Genomic DNA, 15,865 nt, shown 5'->3' on the forward strand with positions numbered 1-15,865 from the left:
GCGGGCCGCCCCGGCGGACGTCGACGGGCCGCCGGACGTCCGGGCCGGTCACGGCGACGGGCCGCCGGGTTCCGGCGGCAACCGTGACGGCGGATGGCCCGTGTGACGCGACGGCGGGCCGCCCCGGCGGACGTCGACGGGCCGCCGGACGTCCGGGCCGGTCACGGCGACGGGCCGCCGGGTTCCGGCGGTGGCCGTGACGGCGGGTGGCCCCGGCGGTGTGACGCGACGGCGGGCCGCCCCGGCGGACGGCGGCGGGCCGCCGGACGTCCGGGCCGGTCACTGCGACGGGCCGCCGGACGTCCGGGCCGGACACGGCGACGGGCCGCCGGACATCCGGGCCGGACACGACGGCGGGCCGCCGGATCGCTCCGGCGGCCCGCCGTCATGCGGGGCCCCTGCCAAGGGGCCCGTCGGCTCAGTGCGCCGACCCCGCGGTGGCCGGGGGGAGTTCGGTCTGCACGCCCGGGTCGCCCGCGTCCGCCGTGTAGTCGGCGGGGCTGGTCTCGTCGATGCCCTCGGGGGCCTTGACGGCCTTCAGGACGAACGTCAGGACCACCGCGACCACCAGGTTCAGCACGAACGCCGTGAGACCGATGTAGCCGATCTCCCCGATGCCCGGGATCTCCTTCGAGGAGCCGCCGAAGTGCTTCTGGGTCGGGGAGGCCACGCCGTAGGCCGCGACCGTGCCGTAGACCATGCCGACCGCCCAGCCCGCGAGCAGCGCCCAGCGGTGGAACCAGCGCGTGAACAGGCCGCCGACCAGCGCCGGGAAGGTCTGCAGGATCCAGATGCCGCCCAGCAGCTGGAAGTTGATCGCGACGGTCTTGTCCATGGTGAGGACGAAGACCAGCGCGCCCACCTTCACCAGCAGGGACACAATCTTGGAGACCCGGGTCTCCTCCTTCGGCGTCGCGTCCGGCTTGATGAAGTCCTTGTAGATGTTGCGGGTGAACAGGTTCGCCGCCGCGATCGACATGATGGCCGCCGGCACCAGCGCGCCGATGCCGATCGCCGCGAAGGCCACGCCCGCGAACCAGTCCGGGAACATGTTCTCGAACAGCTGCGGGATCGCCAGCTGGCCGTTGGTGACCTTCACCCCGGCCGCGATCGCCATGAAGCCCAGCAGCGCCAGCAGACCGAGCATCAGGGAGTACAGCGGCAGGATCGTGGTGTTGCGGCGGATCACCTCACGGCTCTTGGACGACAGCGTCGCGGTGATCGAGTGCGGGTACATGAACAGCGCCAGTGCGGAGCCCAGCGCCAGGGTGGCGTAGGTCCACTGGCCGGCCTCCGCCGGGACGAGCGCCCCGCGCGGCTTGCCGGTGGCCGGGTTGGTCTGGCTGAACGCGTCGCCCGCCTTGGCGAAGACGTCGTCGAAGCCGCCCAGCTTGATCGGGATGTAGATGATGGCCACCGCGATGACGATGTAGATCAGCGCGTCCTTCACGAACGCGATCAGCGCGGGCGCCCGCAGGCCGGACGAGTAGGTGTACGCCGCCAGCACGCCGAAGGCGATCAGCAGCGGCAGGTCCTTGACGAACCAGTTGGTGTTCTCGCCGCCGCCCACGCCCATCACGTCCAGCACCGCCTGGATGCCGACGAGCTGGAGCGCGATGTACGGCATGGTGGCGAGGATGCCGGTCACGGCCACCGCCAGGGACAGGCCCTTGGACCCGAACCGGCCGCGCACGAAGTCCGAGGTGGTTACGTAGCCGTGCCGGTGCGAGACCGACCACAGGCGCGGCAGGAACGTGAAGATCAGCGGGTACACCAGGATCGTGTAGGGCACCGCGAAGAACCCGGCCGCGCCGGCCGCGTAGATGGCCGCCGGGACGGCGACGAAGGTGTACGCCGTGTAGAGGTCGCCGCCCAGCAGGAACCAGGTGATCCAGGTGCCGAACGACCGTCCGCCCAGGCCCCATTCGTCGAGGCTGTGCTCGTTGTCGGCCCGGCGCCAGCGGGCGGCCAGGAAGCCCAGGACCGTGACGGCCAGGAAGAAGAAGATGAAGACGCCGAGCGCGACGCCGTTGACGCCGTCGTTCACCGCGCCGCACCGCCCTTCGTGGTCGAGCGGGCGCGCTGGTCACGGCGCCACAGCTGGTGGGCGATCATCGTGAGCGCGGTGGAGATCAGCACCCACAGCATCTGGTACCAGTAGAAGAAGGGGATCCCGATGAACGTGGGGTCCACTTTCGCGTACGAGCCCACCCACAGCATCGCCACGAAGGGCGCGAGCAGGCAGAGGGCGATGACGACGCGCAACGGCGTCACCACCGGCCCCGCTGGGGCTTGGGGTGTGTCTGACATGTGGTGCTCCGTCCCCTCACGATCACCTGTGATCACGTGTAACGCGCAGGCAATGTAGGTGACGGATAAAGCCAAGCGGAAGACCTCGTCCGCATATCGATCACGCCGACGAGGGATCAATGCCCCGGAGGGTCCCGGATCAGTCCCGGATCAGTCCTGCGGACGCTTCAGCCGCGCGACGAACTTGTAGCGGTCCCCGCGGTACACCGACCGCACCCACTCCACCGGGTCCCCGTGCCGGTCCAGCGAGTGCCGGGACAGCATCAGCATCGGCAGGCCCACGTCGGTGCCGAGCAGACCGGCCTCGCGCGGGGTGGCCAGCGAGGTCTCGATGGTCTCCTCGGCCTCGGCGAGGTGGACGTCGTAGACCTCGGCGAGCGCGGTGTAGAGGGAGGTGTACTTGGCGAGGCTGCGGCGCAGCGCGGGGAAGCGCTTGGCGGACAGATGGGTGGTCTCGATGGCCATCGGCTCGGCGTTGGCCATGCGCAGGCGCTCGATGCGCAGCACCCGGCCGCCGGCCGTGATGTCCAGCAGGCCGGCCAGCCGGTCGTCGGCGGTGATGTACCCGATGTCCAGCAGCTGGGAGGTGGGCTCCAGGCCCTGGGCCCGCATGTCCTCGGTGTACGAGGTGAGTTGCAGCGCCTGGGAGACCTTGGGCTTGGCGACGAAGGTGCCCTTGCCCTGGATGCGTTCCAGGCGGCCCTCGACGACCAGTTCCTGCAGCGCCTGGCGGACGGTGGTGCGCGAGGTGTCGAACTCGGCCGCGAGCGTCCGCTCGGGCGGGACCGGCGTGCCGGGCGCCTGGGTCTGCGTCATGTCGAGCAGGTGCTTCTTCAGGCGGTAGTACTTGGGCACGCGCGCGGTACGGACGGTCGCCCCACCCTCGTTCTCCGCACTGCTGACGTCGGTGCTCATGCTCCGCCTTCCCGGCTCCGGGGCCCTCGCGCGGTCTCCCGCGCGTGCCGTGATCACCTCTGTATACCGTCGGCTTCCGGTTTTGGTCTAGTCCATCGCCTCCAAGTGGTCTACCCGAAGTGTCTCGCATCCACCCCCTGTTATTGAGGGGTTCTTACTTAAAGGTTCCTGCATATGTAGGTCCCATAACGGCTGGTAGGAGGCTACTCGCACACCCTTGACAGGCCTATTGGTCTGAGCCAAGCTCCGCGGTACTGGTCTACACCATTGGTCCAGTCCCGGCCCCATGGGCGGTACGCGTTGACGCTCAACCGCGGGGAGGCAGGGGGGTTGTGTGGCATCCCTGAGGAGGGTTGGCGTGAAGCGCAAGCTGATAGCCGCGATCGGTATCGCGGGCATGATGGTCTCCATCGCGGCGTGCGGGGACAGCGACGACAAGGGCAACGGATCGGGCGGCTCCGAGGCCAAGGAGCTGACCGTCTGGCTCACCGTCGACGCGCAGAACAACTGGCCGGATCTGGTCAAGGCGGCCGACGACGCGGTGGTCAAGAAGCACCCCGGCGTCAAGATCAAGCACGAGTACTACGGCTGGCCCGACAAGAACACCAAGCTCGACGCCGTCCTCGCGACCGACAAGGCGCCGGACGTGGTCGAGATGGGCAACACCGAGATGCTCGGCTACATGGTCAAGGGTGCCTTCGCGCCGCTCGACGCCGCCAAGTTCGACAACTCCTCCGCGTGGCTGGACGGCCTGAAGGCGTCCGTGACCTACGAGGACAAGACCTACGGCGTGCCGTACTACGCGGGCGGCCGGGTCGGCAACTACCGCAAGGACGTCTTCGCCGCGGCCGGCGTCAAGAGCGCCCCGAAGACCTACGCGGAGCTCACCGCCGCCCTGGACAAGGTGCAGAAGAAGCAGGGCAACTCCTTCAACGCCTGGTACCAGCCCACCCGTGACTGGTACGCGGCCATGTCCTTCGTCTACGACGCCGGCGGCTCCATCGCGAAGGAGGAGGGCGGCCGGTGGAAGGCCAACCTCTCCTCGCCCGAGTCGGTCAAGGGCCTCACCGCGTACAAGGACGTCGTCGACAAGTACATGCACGGCGACAAGACCAAGGACGAGTCCGACCGGTACATCGTCTACGGCCAGGGCAAGTCCGGCATGATCTTCGGTGCGGCCTGGGAGGGCGCGACCGCCGCCGACCCGAAGAACGACAAGACCGGCAAGCTCAAGGACAACCTCGAGAACTTCGTGATGCCCGGCCCGTCCGGCAAGAACATCCCGGTGTTCCTGGGCGGTTCGGACCTGGCCGTCCCGGTCAAGTCCGGCGCCAAGGACCTGGCCGCCGAGTGGATCAACGCGTTCACCGGTCCGGCCGGCCAGAAGGGCCTGATGGCCAAGGGCAACCTGCCGAACAACAAGACCGACCTCGCGACCCTGAAGAACGACCCCGCGACGGCGGTCCCGGCCACCGCGGCCGAGTCCAACTGGTTCGTCCCGATGGCCCCCGGCTGGGGCCAGGTCGAGAAGGCCCAGGTCCTGCAGACGATGCTGCAGTCCATCGGCACCGGCAAGAAGTCGGTCGAGGCCGCCGCGAAGGAAGCGGACGCCGCGATCGACAAGGTCATCAACACCAAGTGACCCGACCGCAGGGCCCCGCGACCCCGGGAGGAGTCCGGGCGCGGGGCCCTGCGTCCCGTGCGCTCTCGCCGTACGGGACCGAAGCCTTCGTACGACCTGAGGTACCGCTGAGGAGCGCGCGATGAGTGCCGCAGACACGACCACCCCTGCCAAGGTGCCGCCGCCACGGCAGGCGCCGCCCCCGGCCGCCCCGGACACACCCCGCAGACCCCGCGCGAAGGGCGCCGCCGGCACGCCCTGGCTGCTGCTCGCGCCCTGTCTGCTGGTCCTCGCCGTGGTGATGGGCTACCCGCTGGTGCGCCTGGTCACCCTGTCCTTCCAGAAGTTCGGCCAGTCGCAGCTGTGGGGCTTCCAGCCGGCCGAGTCGACCGGGTTCGGCAACTTCACCAAGGTGCTCTCGGACGGCGAGTTCTGGCAGGTCGTGCTGCGCACGATCGTCTTCGCCGCCGGCTCGGTGATCTTCACGATGGTGCTCGGCATGCTGATCGCGCTGCTGCTGCAGCGGGTCTCCGGCTGGGTGCGCACCCTGATCAACATCGCGCTGGTGGCCAGCTGGGGCATGCCGGTCATCGTCGCCACCACCGTCTTCAAGTGGCTGTTCGACTCCGACTACGGCGTCCTCAACGCGGTGCTCAGCAAGCTGCCCGGGGTCGACCTGATCGGCCACAACTGGTTCGCGAGCGGACCGCAGGGCCTCGCCGTGATCATGCTCCTGGTGGTCTGGGGCGCCGTGCCCTTCGTGGTCATCACGCTCAGCGCCGGCCTCACCCAGGTGCCCAAGGAGCTGGAGGAGGCCGCCCGCCTCGACGGCGCCGGTGCCTGGGGCGTCTTCCGGTTCGTCACCCTGCCCATCCTCAAGCCGATCATCGTGATGCTCACGACCCTGTCGGTCATCTGGGACATGGGCGTCTTCCCCCAGGTCTTCGTCATGCGCAACGGCCACCCCGAGGCCGAGTTCCAGCTGCTGACGACCTACTCCTACGACCGCGCCTTCGTCGTCAACGACTACGGACAGGGCTCGGCGATCGCGCTGATCACCGTGGTGCTCCTGCTGGGCGTGGTCGCCGTGTACATGCGTCAGATGCTGAAGATCGGAGAGGTCGAGTGAGCACCACGAGCAGCACGAGCGCGCCCGCTGCGCGCAAGCGCACCAAGGCGGGCTGGAACCTCCTCGGCCTGCTGGTGTTCGCCACCGCCGGCTTCCCCGTCTACTGGATGCTCAACACCGCGTTCAAGCCGGCCAAGGACGCCATCGACCCCGACCCCAGCCTGTTCCCGACGGGCCTGACCTTCGACAACTTCCGCCGCGCGCTGGACATCGCCGACTTCTGGGGCCCGGTCGGCCGCAGCCTGGTCGTGTCCCTGTCGGTCGTGCTGATCGGCATCGTGGTCGGCATGCTGGCGGCCCTCGCGATCTCCCGCTTCGCCTTCCGCGGCCGCAAGGTCGTGATCGTCGGCATCCTCGCGGTCCAGATGATCCCGCTCGTCGCCATGATCATCCCGGTGTTCCTGCTGCTCAACGACCTGAAGCAGTACGACAAGCTCACCGGTCTGGTCATCACGTACCTGACCTTCATCCTGCCCTTCACGGTCTGGACGCTGCGCGGCTTCATCGTCAACATCCCCAAGGAGCTGGAGGAGGCGGCCATGGTCGACGGCTGCTCCCGCACCGGCGCCTTCATGCGGGTGGTCTTCCCGCTGCTCGCCCCGGGCATGGTGGCCACCTCCGTCTACGCCTTCATCCAGGCGTGGAACGAGTACCTCTACGCCCTGATGCTGCTCAGCCAGCAGCACCAGACGGCGACCGTGTGGCTCAGCAACTTCAGCACCAAGCACGGCACCGAGTACGCCCCGATGATGGCCGGCGCCACCATGATGGCCGTCCCGATCGTCGTCCTCTTCCTCCTCGTCCAGCGCAAGATGGCCGCGGGTCTGACCGCGGGCGCCGTGAAGGGATAACGCCACCCGATGACGACATTCGCCAGCGGCACCACCGGGTCCAACGCCAAGGACGAACTCACCCGGGACGCCCTGACCGTCCTGCAGCCCGGCTTCCCCGGGACCACCGCCCCCGACTGGCTGCTGCGCCACCTCGGCGACGGCTTGGCCTCGGTCGGACTCTTCGGCCGCAACATCGCCTCACCCGGGCAACTGGCCGCGCTCACCGCCCAGCTGCGCGCCGAACGCGACGACGTCCTGGTCGCGATCGACGAGGAGGGCGGCGACGTCACCCGCCTCGAGGTGCGCACCGGCTCCTCGTTCCCCGGCAACCACGCCCTGGGCGCGGTGGACGACACCGAGCTGACCGGGCAGGTGGCGCACGAGCTGGGCCGCCGCCTCAAGGAGTGCGGGGTCAACTTCAACTGGGCCCCCTCGGCCGACGTCAACGCCAACCCGCGCAACCCCGTGATCGGCGTCCGCTCCTTCGGCACCGAACCCGACCTGGTCGCCCGGCACACGGCCGCCTACGTCACCGGGCTCCAGGCGGCCGGCGTCGCCGCCTGCACCAAGCACTTCCCGGGCCACGGCGACACCGCCGTCGACTCCCACCTCGCCCTGCCCCGCATCGACGTCGACACCGAGGTGCTCTCCGCACGCGACCTCACGCCGTTCCGTGCGGCGATCGCGGCCGGCAGCCTCGCGGTGATGAGCGCGCACATCCTGGTCCCCGCGCTGGACCCGGACCGCCCGGCAACGTTGTCCCGCCGCATCCTCACCGACCTGCTGCGCGGCGAGCTGGGCTACCAGGGCCTGATCGTCACCGACGGCATGGAGATGCAGGCCATCGCCGCCACCTACGGCATCGAGCGGGGCAGCGTCCTCGCCATCGCGGCCGGCGCGGACGCCATCTGCGTGGGCGGCGGCCTCCACGACGAGGGCACCGTACGGCTGCTGCGCGACGCCCTGGTGGCCGCCGTGCGCGCGGGCGATCTGCCCGAGGAGCGGCTCGCCGACGCGGCCGAGCGCGTACGGACCCTGGCCCGGTGGGCGGCCGCGCAGGCCCCCTCGGCGGACGGTGCGGCGGGCAACGCCGACATCGGCCTCACCGCCGCCCGTCGCGCGCTGCGGGTCACCGGCGCCGGCACCTTCACCCCGCTCACCGAGGCGCCGTACGTCGCCCTGTTCGCCCCGGTCGCGAACATCGCCGTGGGCGACGAGACCCCCTGGGGCGTGGCGGCCGACCTGGCCCGGACGCTGCCCGGCACCGAGAGCGGCCACTTCTCCGGCCCGGACGCGGGGGCGGGGGCCCTGGCGGCGGCGGGGGAGCGCCGGGTCGTGGCCGTGGTCCGCGACGAGCACCGCCACCCCTGGATGGCGGCTTCCCTGGACACCCTGCTCGCCGCCCGCCCCGACACGGTCGTCATCGAGATGGGCGTCCCGCGGGCCCCCGCCCGCGGCGCCCTGCACGTGGCGACGCACGGCGCGGCCCGGGTGTGCGCCCAGGCGGCGGCGGAGGTCCTGACCGCCCGCTAGCCGGTACGACGAACGGCAGGCGCCGGTGGCCCCATGGCCACCGGCGCCTGCCGTTCGTGCGGGGGACGCGCCCCGTCGCTCAGATGCCCTGCCAGTCGGGCTTGTTGGCGTAGGTGTGCCGGAAGTAGTCCGCCAGCTTCAGCTTGGACGCGGCGGCCTCGTCGACCACGACCGTGGCGTGCGGGTGCAGCTGGAGCGCGGACGCCGGGCACACCGAGGCGACCGGCCCCTCCACGCTCGCGGCGACCGCGTCGGCCTTGCCCTCGCCCGTCGCCAGCAGCACCAGGTGGCGCGCCTCCAGGATGGTGCCGATGCCCTGGGTGATGACGTGGTGGGGCACCTGTTCGATGTCGCCGTCGAAGAAGCGCGCGTTGTCCACCCGGGTCTGCTCGGTCAGCGTCTTGATCCGCGTGCGCGAGGCCAGCGACGAGCAGGGCTCGTTGAACCCGATGTGCCCGTCCGTGCCGATCCCCAGCAGTTGCAGGTCCACCCCGCCGGCCGCGGCCAGCGCCGCGTCGTACGCCTCGCAGGCCCCCTGCACGTCGTCCGCCGTGCCGTCCGGCCCCAGGAACTGGTCCATGCCGACGCCCAGCGGCTCCAGCACCTCGCGGCGCAGCACCGAGCGGTAGGACTCCGGGTGGTCGGCGGGCAGCCCGACGTATTCGTCCAGCTGGGCGATCCGCGCCCGGGAGACGTCCACGGCGCCGGAGCGCACCTTCGTGGCCAGGGCCTCGTAGACGGGCAGCGGGGTGGAGCCGGTGGCCACGCCGAGCACGGCGCCGGGCTTGCGCCGCAGCAGCCGTGCCATGGCCTCGGCGACGATCTCGCCACCCGCCGCGGCGTCCGGAACGATGACAACTTCCACGCTGGGCCTGCCGTTCTGGGAGAGTCATGTGGTGTAGACCAATCTAACAGAATCGGGCCTCCCCTCCCAGATTTCGGGCCCTCGGCGCCGGGGCGGGCGGCCGGCGTCCCCGAAATTGAGCCGCCGAGCGGGCCCGGACGGGAACCCGCACGGGTTAGGCTGCGTTGACACAACGAACACCTCTCTCTCCATGGACACGCACAGTGGTCTAGTCCACAATCGAGGGAGGGGAACCGCACGGTGAACCGCACAGCTTCCGTCTTCCCCGCACAGGAAGGCGGACCGAGGGACCGGGACTCTCTGCCCTGACTGCCCCGGCTCCTCACCGTCGGCCGACCGGGACCGCACACCCCACGGCCGATAATGCTCCGGGCTGCGGTGCCGGGAGGGTTGAGGGTCCCTCCCAGGCGCCGCGGCCCGCGGGTGTTTTTTCGGCCGTCCGAGAACCGCCGGGTACGCTCGCCACGTGCCCTCCATGAACGAACTCGTACGCCAGCACACCGCGCTCGACGACTCCGACCTCGAGTGGCTGCACCTGCTGGTGTCGGAGTGGCAGCTGCTCTCCGACCTGTCCTTCGCCGACCTGGTCCTGTGGGTGCCCACCCGGGACGGCACGCGGTACGTCTCCGTCGCCCAGATGCGTCCCAACACCGGCCCCACCTCCTACCAGGACGACATGGTCGGCCACCTGGTGCCCCGCGGTCGCCGCCCCCTGCTGGACGCCGCGCTCGACGAGGGCCGGATCGTGCGCGAGGGCGACCCGGAGTGGCGCGAGGAGGTCCCCGTCCGGGTGGAGTCCATCCCGGTCCGGCGCGACGGCCGGGTCCTCGGCGTCATCGCCCGCAACACCAACCTGCTCACCGTGCGCACCCCGAGCCGGCTGGAGCTGACCTACCTGCAGAGCGCGTCCGACCTGGCGCAGATGATCGCGGCCGGGTCGTTCCCGTTCCCCGACCAGCAGGTCGACATGGACGCCTCGCCGCGCGTCGGCGACGGCCTGCTCCGCCTCGACGCGGACGGCGTCGTCCAGTACGCCTCCCCGAACGCGCTGTCCGCCTACCACCGCCTCGGCCTCGCCTCCGACCTGGTCGGCCAGCACCTGGGGGTGACCACCGCCGAACTCGCCCCCACCCGGGGGCCGGTGGACGAGGCGCTGGCCAAGGTCGCGAGCGGCTGGGCGCCCCGGGAGTTCGAGATCGAGGCGCACGACGGGGTCATCCAGTTCCGGGCGATCCCGCTCAAACCCAAGGGCACCCGCATCGGTTCGCTGGTCCTGCTCCGCGACGTCACCGAACTGCGCCGGCGCGAGCGCGAGTTGATCACCAAGGACGCGACCATCCGGGAGATCCACCACCGGGTGAAGAACAATCTCCAGACGGTGGCCGCGCTGTTGCGCCTGCAGGCCCGCCGCATCGACTCCGAGCGGGGCCGGGAGGCCCTGGAGGAGGCCGTGCGCCGGGTCGGCTCCATCGCCATCGTCCACGAGACGCTGTCCCAGAACCTGGACGAGCGCGTGGAGTTCGACGAGATCGCCGACCGGGTGCTCGCGATGGTCGCCGAGATCTCCCCGGGCAAGGTGACCGGCCGGCGCACCGGGCGGTTCGGCATCCTCGACGCGGAGGTGGCCACCCCGCTGTCCATGGTCCTCACCGAGATCCTGCAGAACGCGCTCGAACACGGCTTCCGCGAGGGGGAGACGGGCACGGTCGAGGTCTCGGCGGTGCGCGGCGGCACCAGCAAGGAGGCCCGGCTGCTGGTCACCGTCCAGGACGACGGCGTCGGCCTGCCCGAGGGCTTCGACCCGCACACCTCCGGCAACCTCGGCCTGCAGATCGTCCGGACGCTGGTGGAGGGCGAGTTGGGGGGCACCTTCGACATGGTCCCGGCGCCGGAGCGGGGCACGCAGGTGGTCCTCGACGTCCCGGTGCGGGCGCAGAAGTAGCGGCCGAGCGGCCCGGCGGCCGAGGCCCGGCGCGCGAGCGGCCCAGCGGCCGGGCGGTCCGGCGGGACCGCCCGTCGCGCCTGCGTCCGGACAGCAAAGAGCCCCGGACCGTGAGGTCCAGGGCTAGTGCTCCCTGCTGCTGTTACTCAGCGCTTCGGGGGTACTGCGCGCTGCGGCTCGGGGGCGGGAGATGCGTACGCGGTGTACGCGCCGCCAAGCTCAGGCTGTGTGCGGGGCGGGTGTCAGGCGGAGGCCTGACGGGCCCGGTTGCGGGCGGCGCGGCGCTTCATCGCGCGGCGCTCGTCCTCGCTGAGACCACCCCAGACGCCGGAGTCCTGACCGGACTCGAGCGCCCACTGCAGGCACTGCTCCATGACGGGGCAGCGGCGGCAGACGGCCTTGGCTTCCTCGATCTGCAGCAGCGCAGGACCGGTGTTGCCGATGGGGAAGAAGAGCTCGGGGTCTTCCTCGCGGCAAACGGCGTTGTGACGCCAGTCCATGGCTGCTACCTCTCCTTGGTATGACTGTGCAGGTTAGCTTGTGAATGTGAACGCTTTCACGAATCCCTCAACAAGTGAAGGGCCGACCGCCGAGTCTTCCCCGGCGTGGTCCTGTGTGTGAAGAGGGGTTCCGGTGATCAGTGGAGGCCGGTGTTGCGGGCCGTCCCGATCGCCACGTAGAGACTCGCAAACCTCAGCGGCGGATACAACCCCTTCCGGAAAGTTTTTTTTGATTCCTCGGTGTCGACTAGGTCACAGCCGTACTTCCATGGGGTGGATCCTGGTCTAAACGTTCGAGTGAAAGGACTTTCGCCCCTTCTGCTCACACAATCACACGCAGTGCACGGCGTACGCCTGTGAACGTCACGCTGGTGCGCAGTCCCAGGTGGTCTCCGTCCATCTGGAGAGGTAGGGGGACCTTCGAATGCAAGGTGAAGCGGGTCAGGTCGTGCAGGGACACCGCATGTCTGCCCTGGGGTCCCCGCTCGGGGGACGAAAGGAGCAACTGGGTCACATAGCGGGCAACCGCGGGGGTGGAGAGGCGGCTGAGGGCGAGTACGTCGAGACCCGTGTCGAACGAGGCCTTAGGTGACGCGTACACCGGGCGATTGCCCAGATAGGTCCACGGAACGGTATTGCAGACTATGGACAGCACCAGATCGGTGACCGGCTCGGCGCCGTCCCGCTCCAGGACGATCGTCCCGTGCCGGCGGTGCGGATCGCCGAGGAACTGGCGCATCGCCTGGCGGACGTAGAGCGCGTGCGTGGAGCGCTTCCCCCGCTCCCGGTGCTGCTCCACCCGCCCCACCACCCCGGCGTCGAAGCCCAGCCCCGCGTTGAACAGGAACCAGCGGGAGGGCACCGCCTCGTCCTCCGTGCCCGGCGTGCCCGAGGTCAGACCGAGCCCGACCGTGCGCTCCCGCCCGTCGCGCAGCGCGTCCAGCAGGGCGCCGGTCGCCTCGACGGGGTCGTTGGGCAGACCGAGGGCGCGGGCGAAGACGTTGGTGGAACCGCCGGGCACCACGGCGAGGCCGGGCAGGTGGTCGGGGTCGGGGCCGGCGTGCAGCAGGCCGTTGACGACCTCGTTCACCGTGCCGTCGCCGCCGAGCGCCACCACCAGGTCGATGTCGTCGCTCTGCGCCGCCAGCCGGCCCAGGTCGCGCGCGTGTCCGCGGTACTCCGTGGTGACCGCCTCGAGCTTCATCTCGCTCGCCAGCGCGTGGATGAGGACGTCGCGCGTGCGGGCACTCGTAGTGGTTGCCGCCGGGTTGACCACGAGAAGTGCACGCATGCAGGGCAGCGTACCTACTGGGGGGTACCCGGCACAGGCCGGGTAGGGAACGGGTAAGAGATAGGGCCGTGACCCTCGACACGGGGGCTCAGCGCACGAGGATGCCGGGTGCCGGGGGCGCACGGCGTCGAGCAGTGGGGTGCACGGCACCGGGCCCTGAGGTGCACGGCACCGGGCCCTGAGGTGCACGGCACCGGGCCCTGGGGGCCTGGCGGGCCGAGGGCTACCCTTCAAGGGTGACCAGTGAGCAGACCCCCGACGCCCCGCGCACCGGCCGCGCCGCGCGGTCCGGCCCGCCCGCGCAGACCCCCGGGACCGCGCCCGCCGAGCCCACCGCGCCCGTCGCGGGAGAGCGCCCGCGCCGCCTGACGTACGCCGCCGCGCTCGTCGCCCTGGAAGGGCTGGCGCTGGTCGTCGCCGGGCTGTGGATGCTGGTGCTCGGCGTCGCCGGTAACTCGGACGACCGGCAGCAGGCCGTCACCGGGGGCATCACCCTCGTCGTGCTGGCGCTGCTGCCGCTGCTCGCCGCGCGGGGCCTGCTGGCCCTGCGCAGCTGGAGCCGGGGGCCGGCCGTCATCACCCAGATCATGGCGTTGCCCGTCGCCTACAACCTGCTCCAGGCCGACAGCGTGGCCATCCCGGCCGGCATCGTCCTCGGGGTGGTGGCGATCGCGGCGCTGGTCCTGCTCATCAACCGCGAGACGACCCGGGCCCTGGGGATCCGGGGGCCGGGCCGGGCGCAGGACGAGGAGCCGCCGGCCGGACAGCAGAGGAGCGCGGGCCGCAAGTAGGCCGCGCGAGGGCCGGCCCACCGGCCGGCCCGGACACCCTCCCGCCCGGCTGCCGGGCGGGGGACCTACTCCTCCACCAGCAGCTTCTCCCGCAGCTGGGCCAGCGTGCGGGCCAGCAGCCGGGAGACGTGCATCTGCGAGATGCCGACCTCCTGCGCGATCTGCGACTGGGTCATGTTGCCGAAGAAGCGCAGCAGCAGGATCCGCTTCTCGCGCGGGGGCAGGTCCTCCAGAAGCGGCTTGAGCGACTCCCGGTACTCCACGCCCTCCAGCGCCTCGTCCTCCGCGCCGAGGGTGTCGGCGACCGCGGGGGACTCGTCGTCGGTGTCGGGGACGTCCAGCGACAGCGTGGAGTAGGCGTTCGCCGACTCCAGGCCCTCCAGGACCTCCTCCTCCGAGATGGCCAGCTTCTCGGCGAGCTCGTGCACGGTCGGGGAGCGGCCGTGCAGCTGGGACAGCTCGGCGGTGGCCGTGGTCAGCGCCAACCGCAGCTCCTGGAGGCGCCGCGGCACGCGGACCGCCCAGCCCTTGTCGCGGAAGTGGCGCTTGATCTCGCCCACGACCGTCGGGGTCGCGTACGTGGAGAACTCCACCCCGCGGTCCGGGTCGAAGCGGTCGACCGACTTGATCAGGCCGATGGTGGCGACCTGGGTGAGGTCGTCCAGCGGCTCACCGCGGTTGCGGAAGCGGCGCGCGAGGTGCTCCACGAGCGGCAGGTGCATGCGGACCAGCTGGTTGCGCAGCTCCGCGTACTCCGCGCTGCCCTCCTTCAGCGCGCGCAGCTCGACGAACAGTGCCCGCGCCCCGCTGCGATCGTGAGGCTCGTGCCGGGTGCCCGGCACCACCGGTTCGTCGTCTCGCTCGTGCTCGCTCATCGTCCCGCCCGTCGCCCTCTGTCGAGCCGTCGCCCCCGACCGGCCGGGGGCGTCCCCGTCTGCTCCGTCCCGGGGCGCGGCCCGCACGGCACCCCGCCGTTCGTGCCGCGCGTCCGGGTCCGGGGTTCCGGCCTGCGCGGAGGTGTCCTCCGGATGCGGCCGGGCCTGCTCGGGGATGCCGTCGATGCCGTCCGCCATGCGTCGGGAACCGCCCGGAGGGACCGTCTCCTCCGCGGCCGGCAGCTCCCGTGTGCCGCGCTCCTCGTCCCGCACCGGACCGTCCCCGTCCCTCACGCCGGGCCGGGTCCGGCGCCGCGCTGTTTGTACAGGCTGATCGACACGGTCCGGTCCTCGTCGACGGCCGACGACACCTTGCCGGCGAGGGCCGACAGCACCGTCCAGGCGAAGGTGTCGCGCGAAGGGGCGTGCCCGTCCGTGGTCGGGGCCGAGACGGTGACCTCGAGCGAGTCGTCCACGAGCCGGAACACACAACTGAGCACCGAGCCGGGCACGGCCTGCTGGAGCAGGATCGCGCAGGCCTCGTCCACCGCGATGCGCAGGTCCTCGATCTCGTCCAGGGTGAAGTCCAAACGGGCCGCGAGGCCGGCCGTGGCCGTCCGCAGCACCGACAGGTAGGCACCCGCAGCCGGCAGCCGGACTTCCACGAAGTCCTGGTTCGCCACGGGCTCGCCTGCGATCTGGGACACCCTCACCTCCAAGGTGGTACAAGCTGTTCGGGGCCGGGGGTCGCCCCCCGGGTAACGCGAAGTGTGGTACAGCCGTGACGCTATCGCGCTCCCGACCGTACTGTCCCCGGGACCCCGACCCCTTGGTGTCACTCACAGTAAAGCTGTGGACACGCTCCGTGTCTAGGGGGTCTGCGGGCCCAAATGGGAATGGCGCGCGCCGGGTTGACGTACCCAGGCGTCAGACGCTCGAACCGTACCCGGTGCGGCCGCTTCCGCTCACACGAGGACGTGGTCCTCGAAGCACCAGCGCCAGCTCTCCCCGGGCTCGAAGGTCCGCATCACCGGGTGGCCGGTCTCGGCGTGGTGCCCGGTGGCGTGCCGGTTGGGCGAGGAGTCGCAGCATCCGACGTGCCCGCACGTCAGACACAGCCGCAACTGCACCGGGTGGGTACCGTCCCGCAGGCACTCCGGGCACGTCTCGCTCAGCGGTGCGGGCTCGGGGTGCGGCAGCGCGTCGATGTGCGTGCACTGTTTCATGATTGCCAGATTACGACGGTCGTGCGGAGGACCG

General features: G+C 70.9%; 15 protein-coding genes. 6 read left to right on the top strand and 9 right to left on the bottom strand.

The features are described from left to right. Positions 1–418: 418 nt before the first annotated feature. The 3 genes from mctP to E4U91_RS23120 form a co-directional block, all read right to left on the bottom strand. The gene (gene mctP / locus E4U91_RS23110) at positions 419–2,047 is read right to left on the bottom strand and encodes a monocarboxylate uptake permease MctP (RefSeq protein WP_137308606.1); all 1,629 of its coding nucleotides are present in this window, start codon (positions 2,045–2,047) and stop codon (positions 419–421) included. Then, positions 2,044–2,310, bottom strand: coding sequence for a DUF3311 domain-containing protein (locus E4U91_RS23115; protein ID WP_137308607.1), 267 nt, complete (start codon positions 2,308–2,310; stop codon positions 2,044–2,046). Before E4U91_RS23115 ends, mctP begins: the two co-directional genes overlap by 4 nt. A gap of 150 nt (positions 2,311–2,460) precedes the next feature. Beyond that, a complete protein-coding gene (locus E4U91_RS23120; protein ID WP_067236889.1) occupies positions 2,461–3,225 on the bottom strand; it encodes a GntR family transcriptional regulator in 765 nt (254 codons plus the stop codon). Between the two features lie 358 nt (positions 3,226–3,583). Here E4U91_RS23120 and E4U91_RS23125 point away from each other — a divergent pair, with 358 nt between their 5' ends. From E4U91_RS23125 to E4U91_RS23140, 4 genes are all read left to right on the top strand, one after another. Beyond that, the gene (locus tag E4U91_RS23125) at positions 3,584–4,867 is read left to right on the top strand and encodes an extracellular solute-binding protein (RefSeq protein WP_137308608.1); all 1,284 of its coding nucleotides are present in this window, start codon (positions 3,584–3,586) and stop codon (positions 4,865–4,867) included. A gap of 121 nt (positions 4,868–4,988) precedes the next feature. Further along, positions 4,989–5,975, top strand: coding sequence for a carbohydrate ABC transporter permease (locus E4U91_RS23130; RefSeq protein WP_137308609.1), 987 nt, complete (start codon positions 4,989–4,991; stop codon positions 5,973–5,975). After that, positions 5,972–6,826: a carbohydrate ABC transporter permease gene (locus E4U91_RS23135; protein ID WP_137308610.1), complete on the top strand. Its 855-nt coding sequence runs from the start codon at positions 5,972–5,974 to the stop codon at positions 6,824–6,826. The genes E4U91_RS23130 and E4U91_RS23135 overlap by 4 nt, the downstream gene beginning before the upstream one ends. 9 nt (positions 6,827–6,835) lie before the next feature. Beyond that, positions 6,836–8,341 (top strand): glycoside hydrolase family 3 protein, encoded by a 1,506-nt coding sequence (locus tag E4U91_RS23140; RefSeq protein WP_137308611.1) that lies wholly within the window; start codon positions 6,836–6,838, stop codon positions 8,339–8,341. A gap of 79 nt (positions 8,342–8,420) precedes the next feature. Here E4U91_RS23140 and nagB read toward each other — a convergent pair whose 3' ends face one another. Continuing rightward, positions 8,421–9,206, bottom strand: a complete 786-nt coding sequence (gene nagB, locus E4U91_RS23145) for a glucosamine-6-phosphate deaminase (protein WP_137308612.1) — start codon at positions 9,204–9,206, stop codon at positions 8,421–8,423. Positions 9,207–9,681: 475 nt separating this feature from the next. On the opposite strand from nagB, the gene E4U91_RS23150 reads away from it, so the two are divergent. Beyond that, positions 9,682–11,148 (top strand): sensor histidine kinase, encoded by a 1,467-nt coding sequence (locus E4U91_RS23150; RefSeq protein WP_137310967.1) that lies wholly within the window; start codon positions 9,682–9,684, stop codon positions 11,146–11,148. Between the two features lie 242 nt (positions 11,149–11,390). Here E4U91_RS23150 and E4U91_RS23155 read toward each other — a convergent pair whose 3' ends face one another. Together E4U91_RS23155 and E4U91_RS23160 are read right to left on the bottom strand one after the other, a co-directional pair. Next, a complete protein-coding gene (locus E4U91_RS23155) occupies positions 11,391–11,648 on the bottom strand; it encodes a WhiB family transcriptional regulator (RefSeq protein ID WP_016639615.1) in 258 nt (85 codons plus the stop codon). A gap of 322 nt (positions 11,649–11,970) precedes the next feature. Then, positions 11,971–12,939, bottom strand: a complete 969-nt coding sequence (locus E4U91_RS23160; RefSeq protein ID WP_137308613.1) for a diacylglycerol/lipid kinase family protein — start codon at positions 12,937–12,939, stop codon at positions 11,971–11,973. A gap of 365 nt (positions 12,940–13,304) precedes the next feature. On the opposite strand from E4U91_RS23160, the gene E4U91_RS23165 reads away from it, so the two are divergent. Further along, positions 13,305–13,730: a hypothetical protein gene (locus E4U91_RS23165; RefSeq protein ID WP_137310968.1), complete on the top strand. Its 426-nt coding sequence runs from the start codon at positions 13,305–13,307 to the stop codon at positions 13,728–13,730. A 65-nt stretch (positions 13,731–13,795) separates the two neighbouring features. Here E4U91_RS23165 and E4U91_RS23170 read toward each other — a convergent pair whose 3' ends face one another. From E4U91_RS23170 to E4U91_RS23180, 3 genes are all read right to left on the bottom strand, one after another. Beyond that, complete coding sequence (locus tag E4U91_RS23170; RefSeq protein WP_137308614.1) at positions 13,796–14,899, bottom strand: RNA polymerase sigma factor SigF; 1,104 nt, start codon at positions 14,897–14,899, stop codon at positions 13,796–13,798. Then, a complete protein-coding gene (locus E4U91_RS23175; protein WP_067236910.1) occupies positions 14,896–15,312 on the bottom strand; it encodes an ATP-binding protein in 417 nt (138 codons plus the stop codon). Before E4U91_RS23175 ends, E4U91_RS23170 begins: the two co-directional genes overlap by 4 nt. 258 nt (positions 15,313–15,570) lie before the next feature. After that, the gene (locus E4U91_RS23180; RefSeq protein ID WP_137308615.1) at positions 15,571–15,831 is read right to left on the bottom strand and encodes a UBP-type zinc finger domain-containing protein; all 261 of its coding nucleotides are present in this window, start codon (positions 15,829–15,831) and stop codon (positions 15,571–15,573) included. Between the last annotated feature and the right edge of the window lie 34 nt (positions 15,832–15,865).

The organism is Streptomyces lasalocidi, from assembly GCF_005280215.1.
Taxonomy (GTDB): Bacteria; Actinomycetota; Actinomycetes; order Streptomycetales; family Streptomycetaceae; genus Streptomyces; species Streptomyces longwoodensis.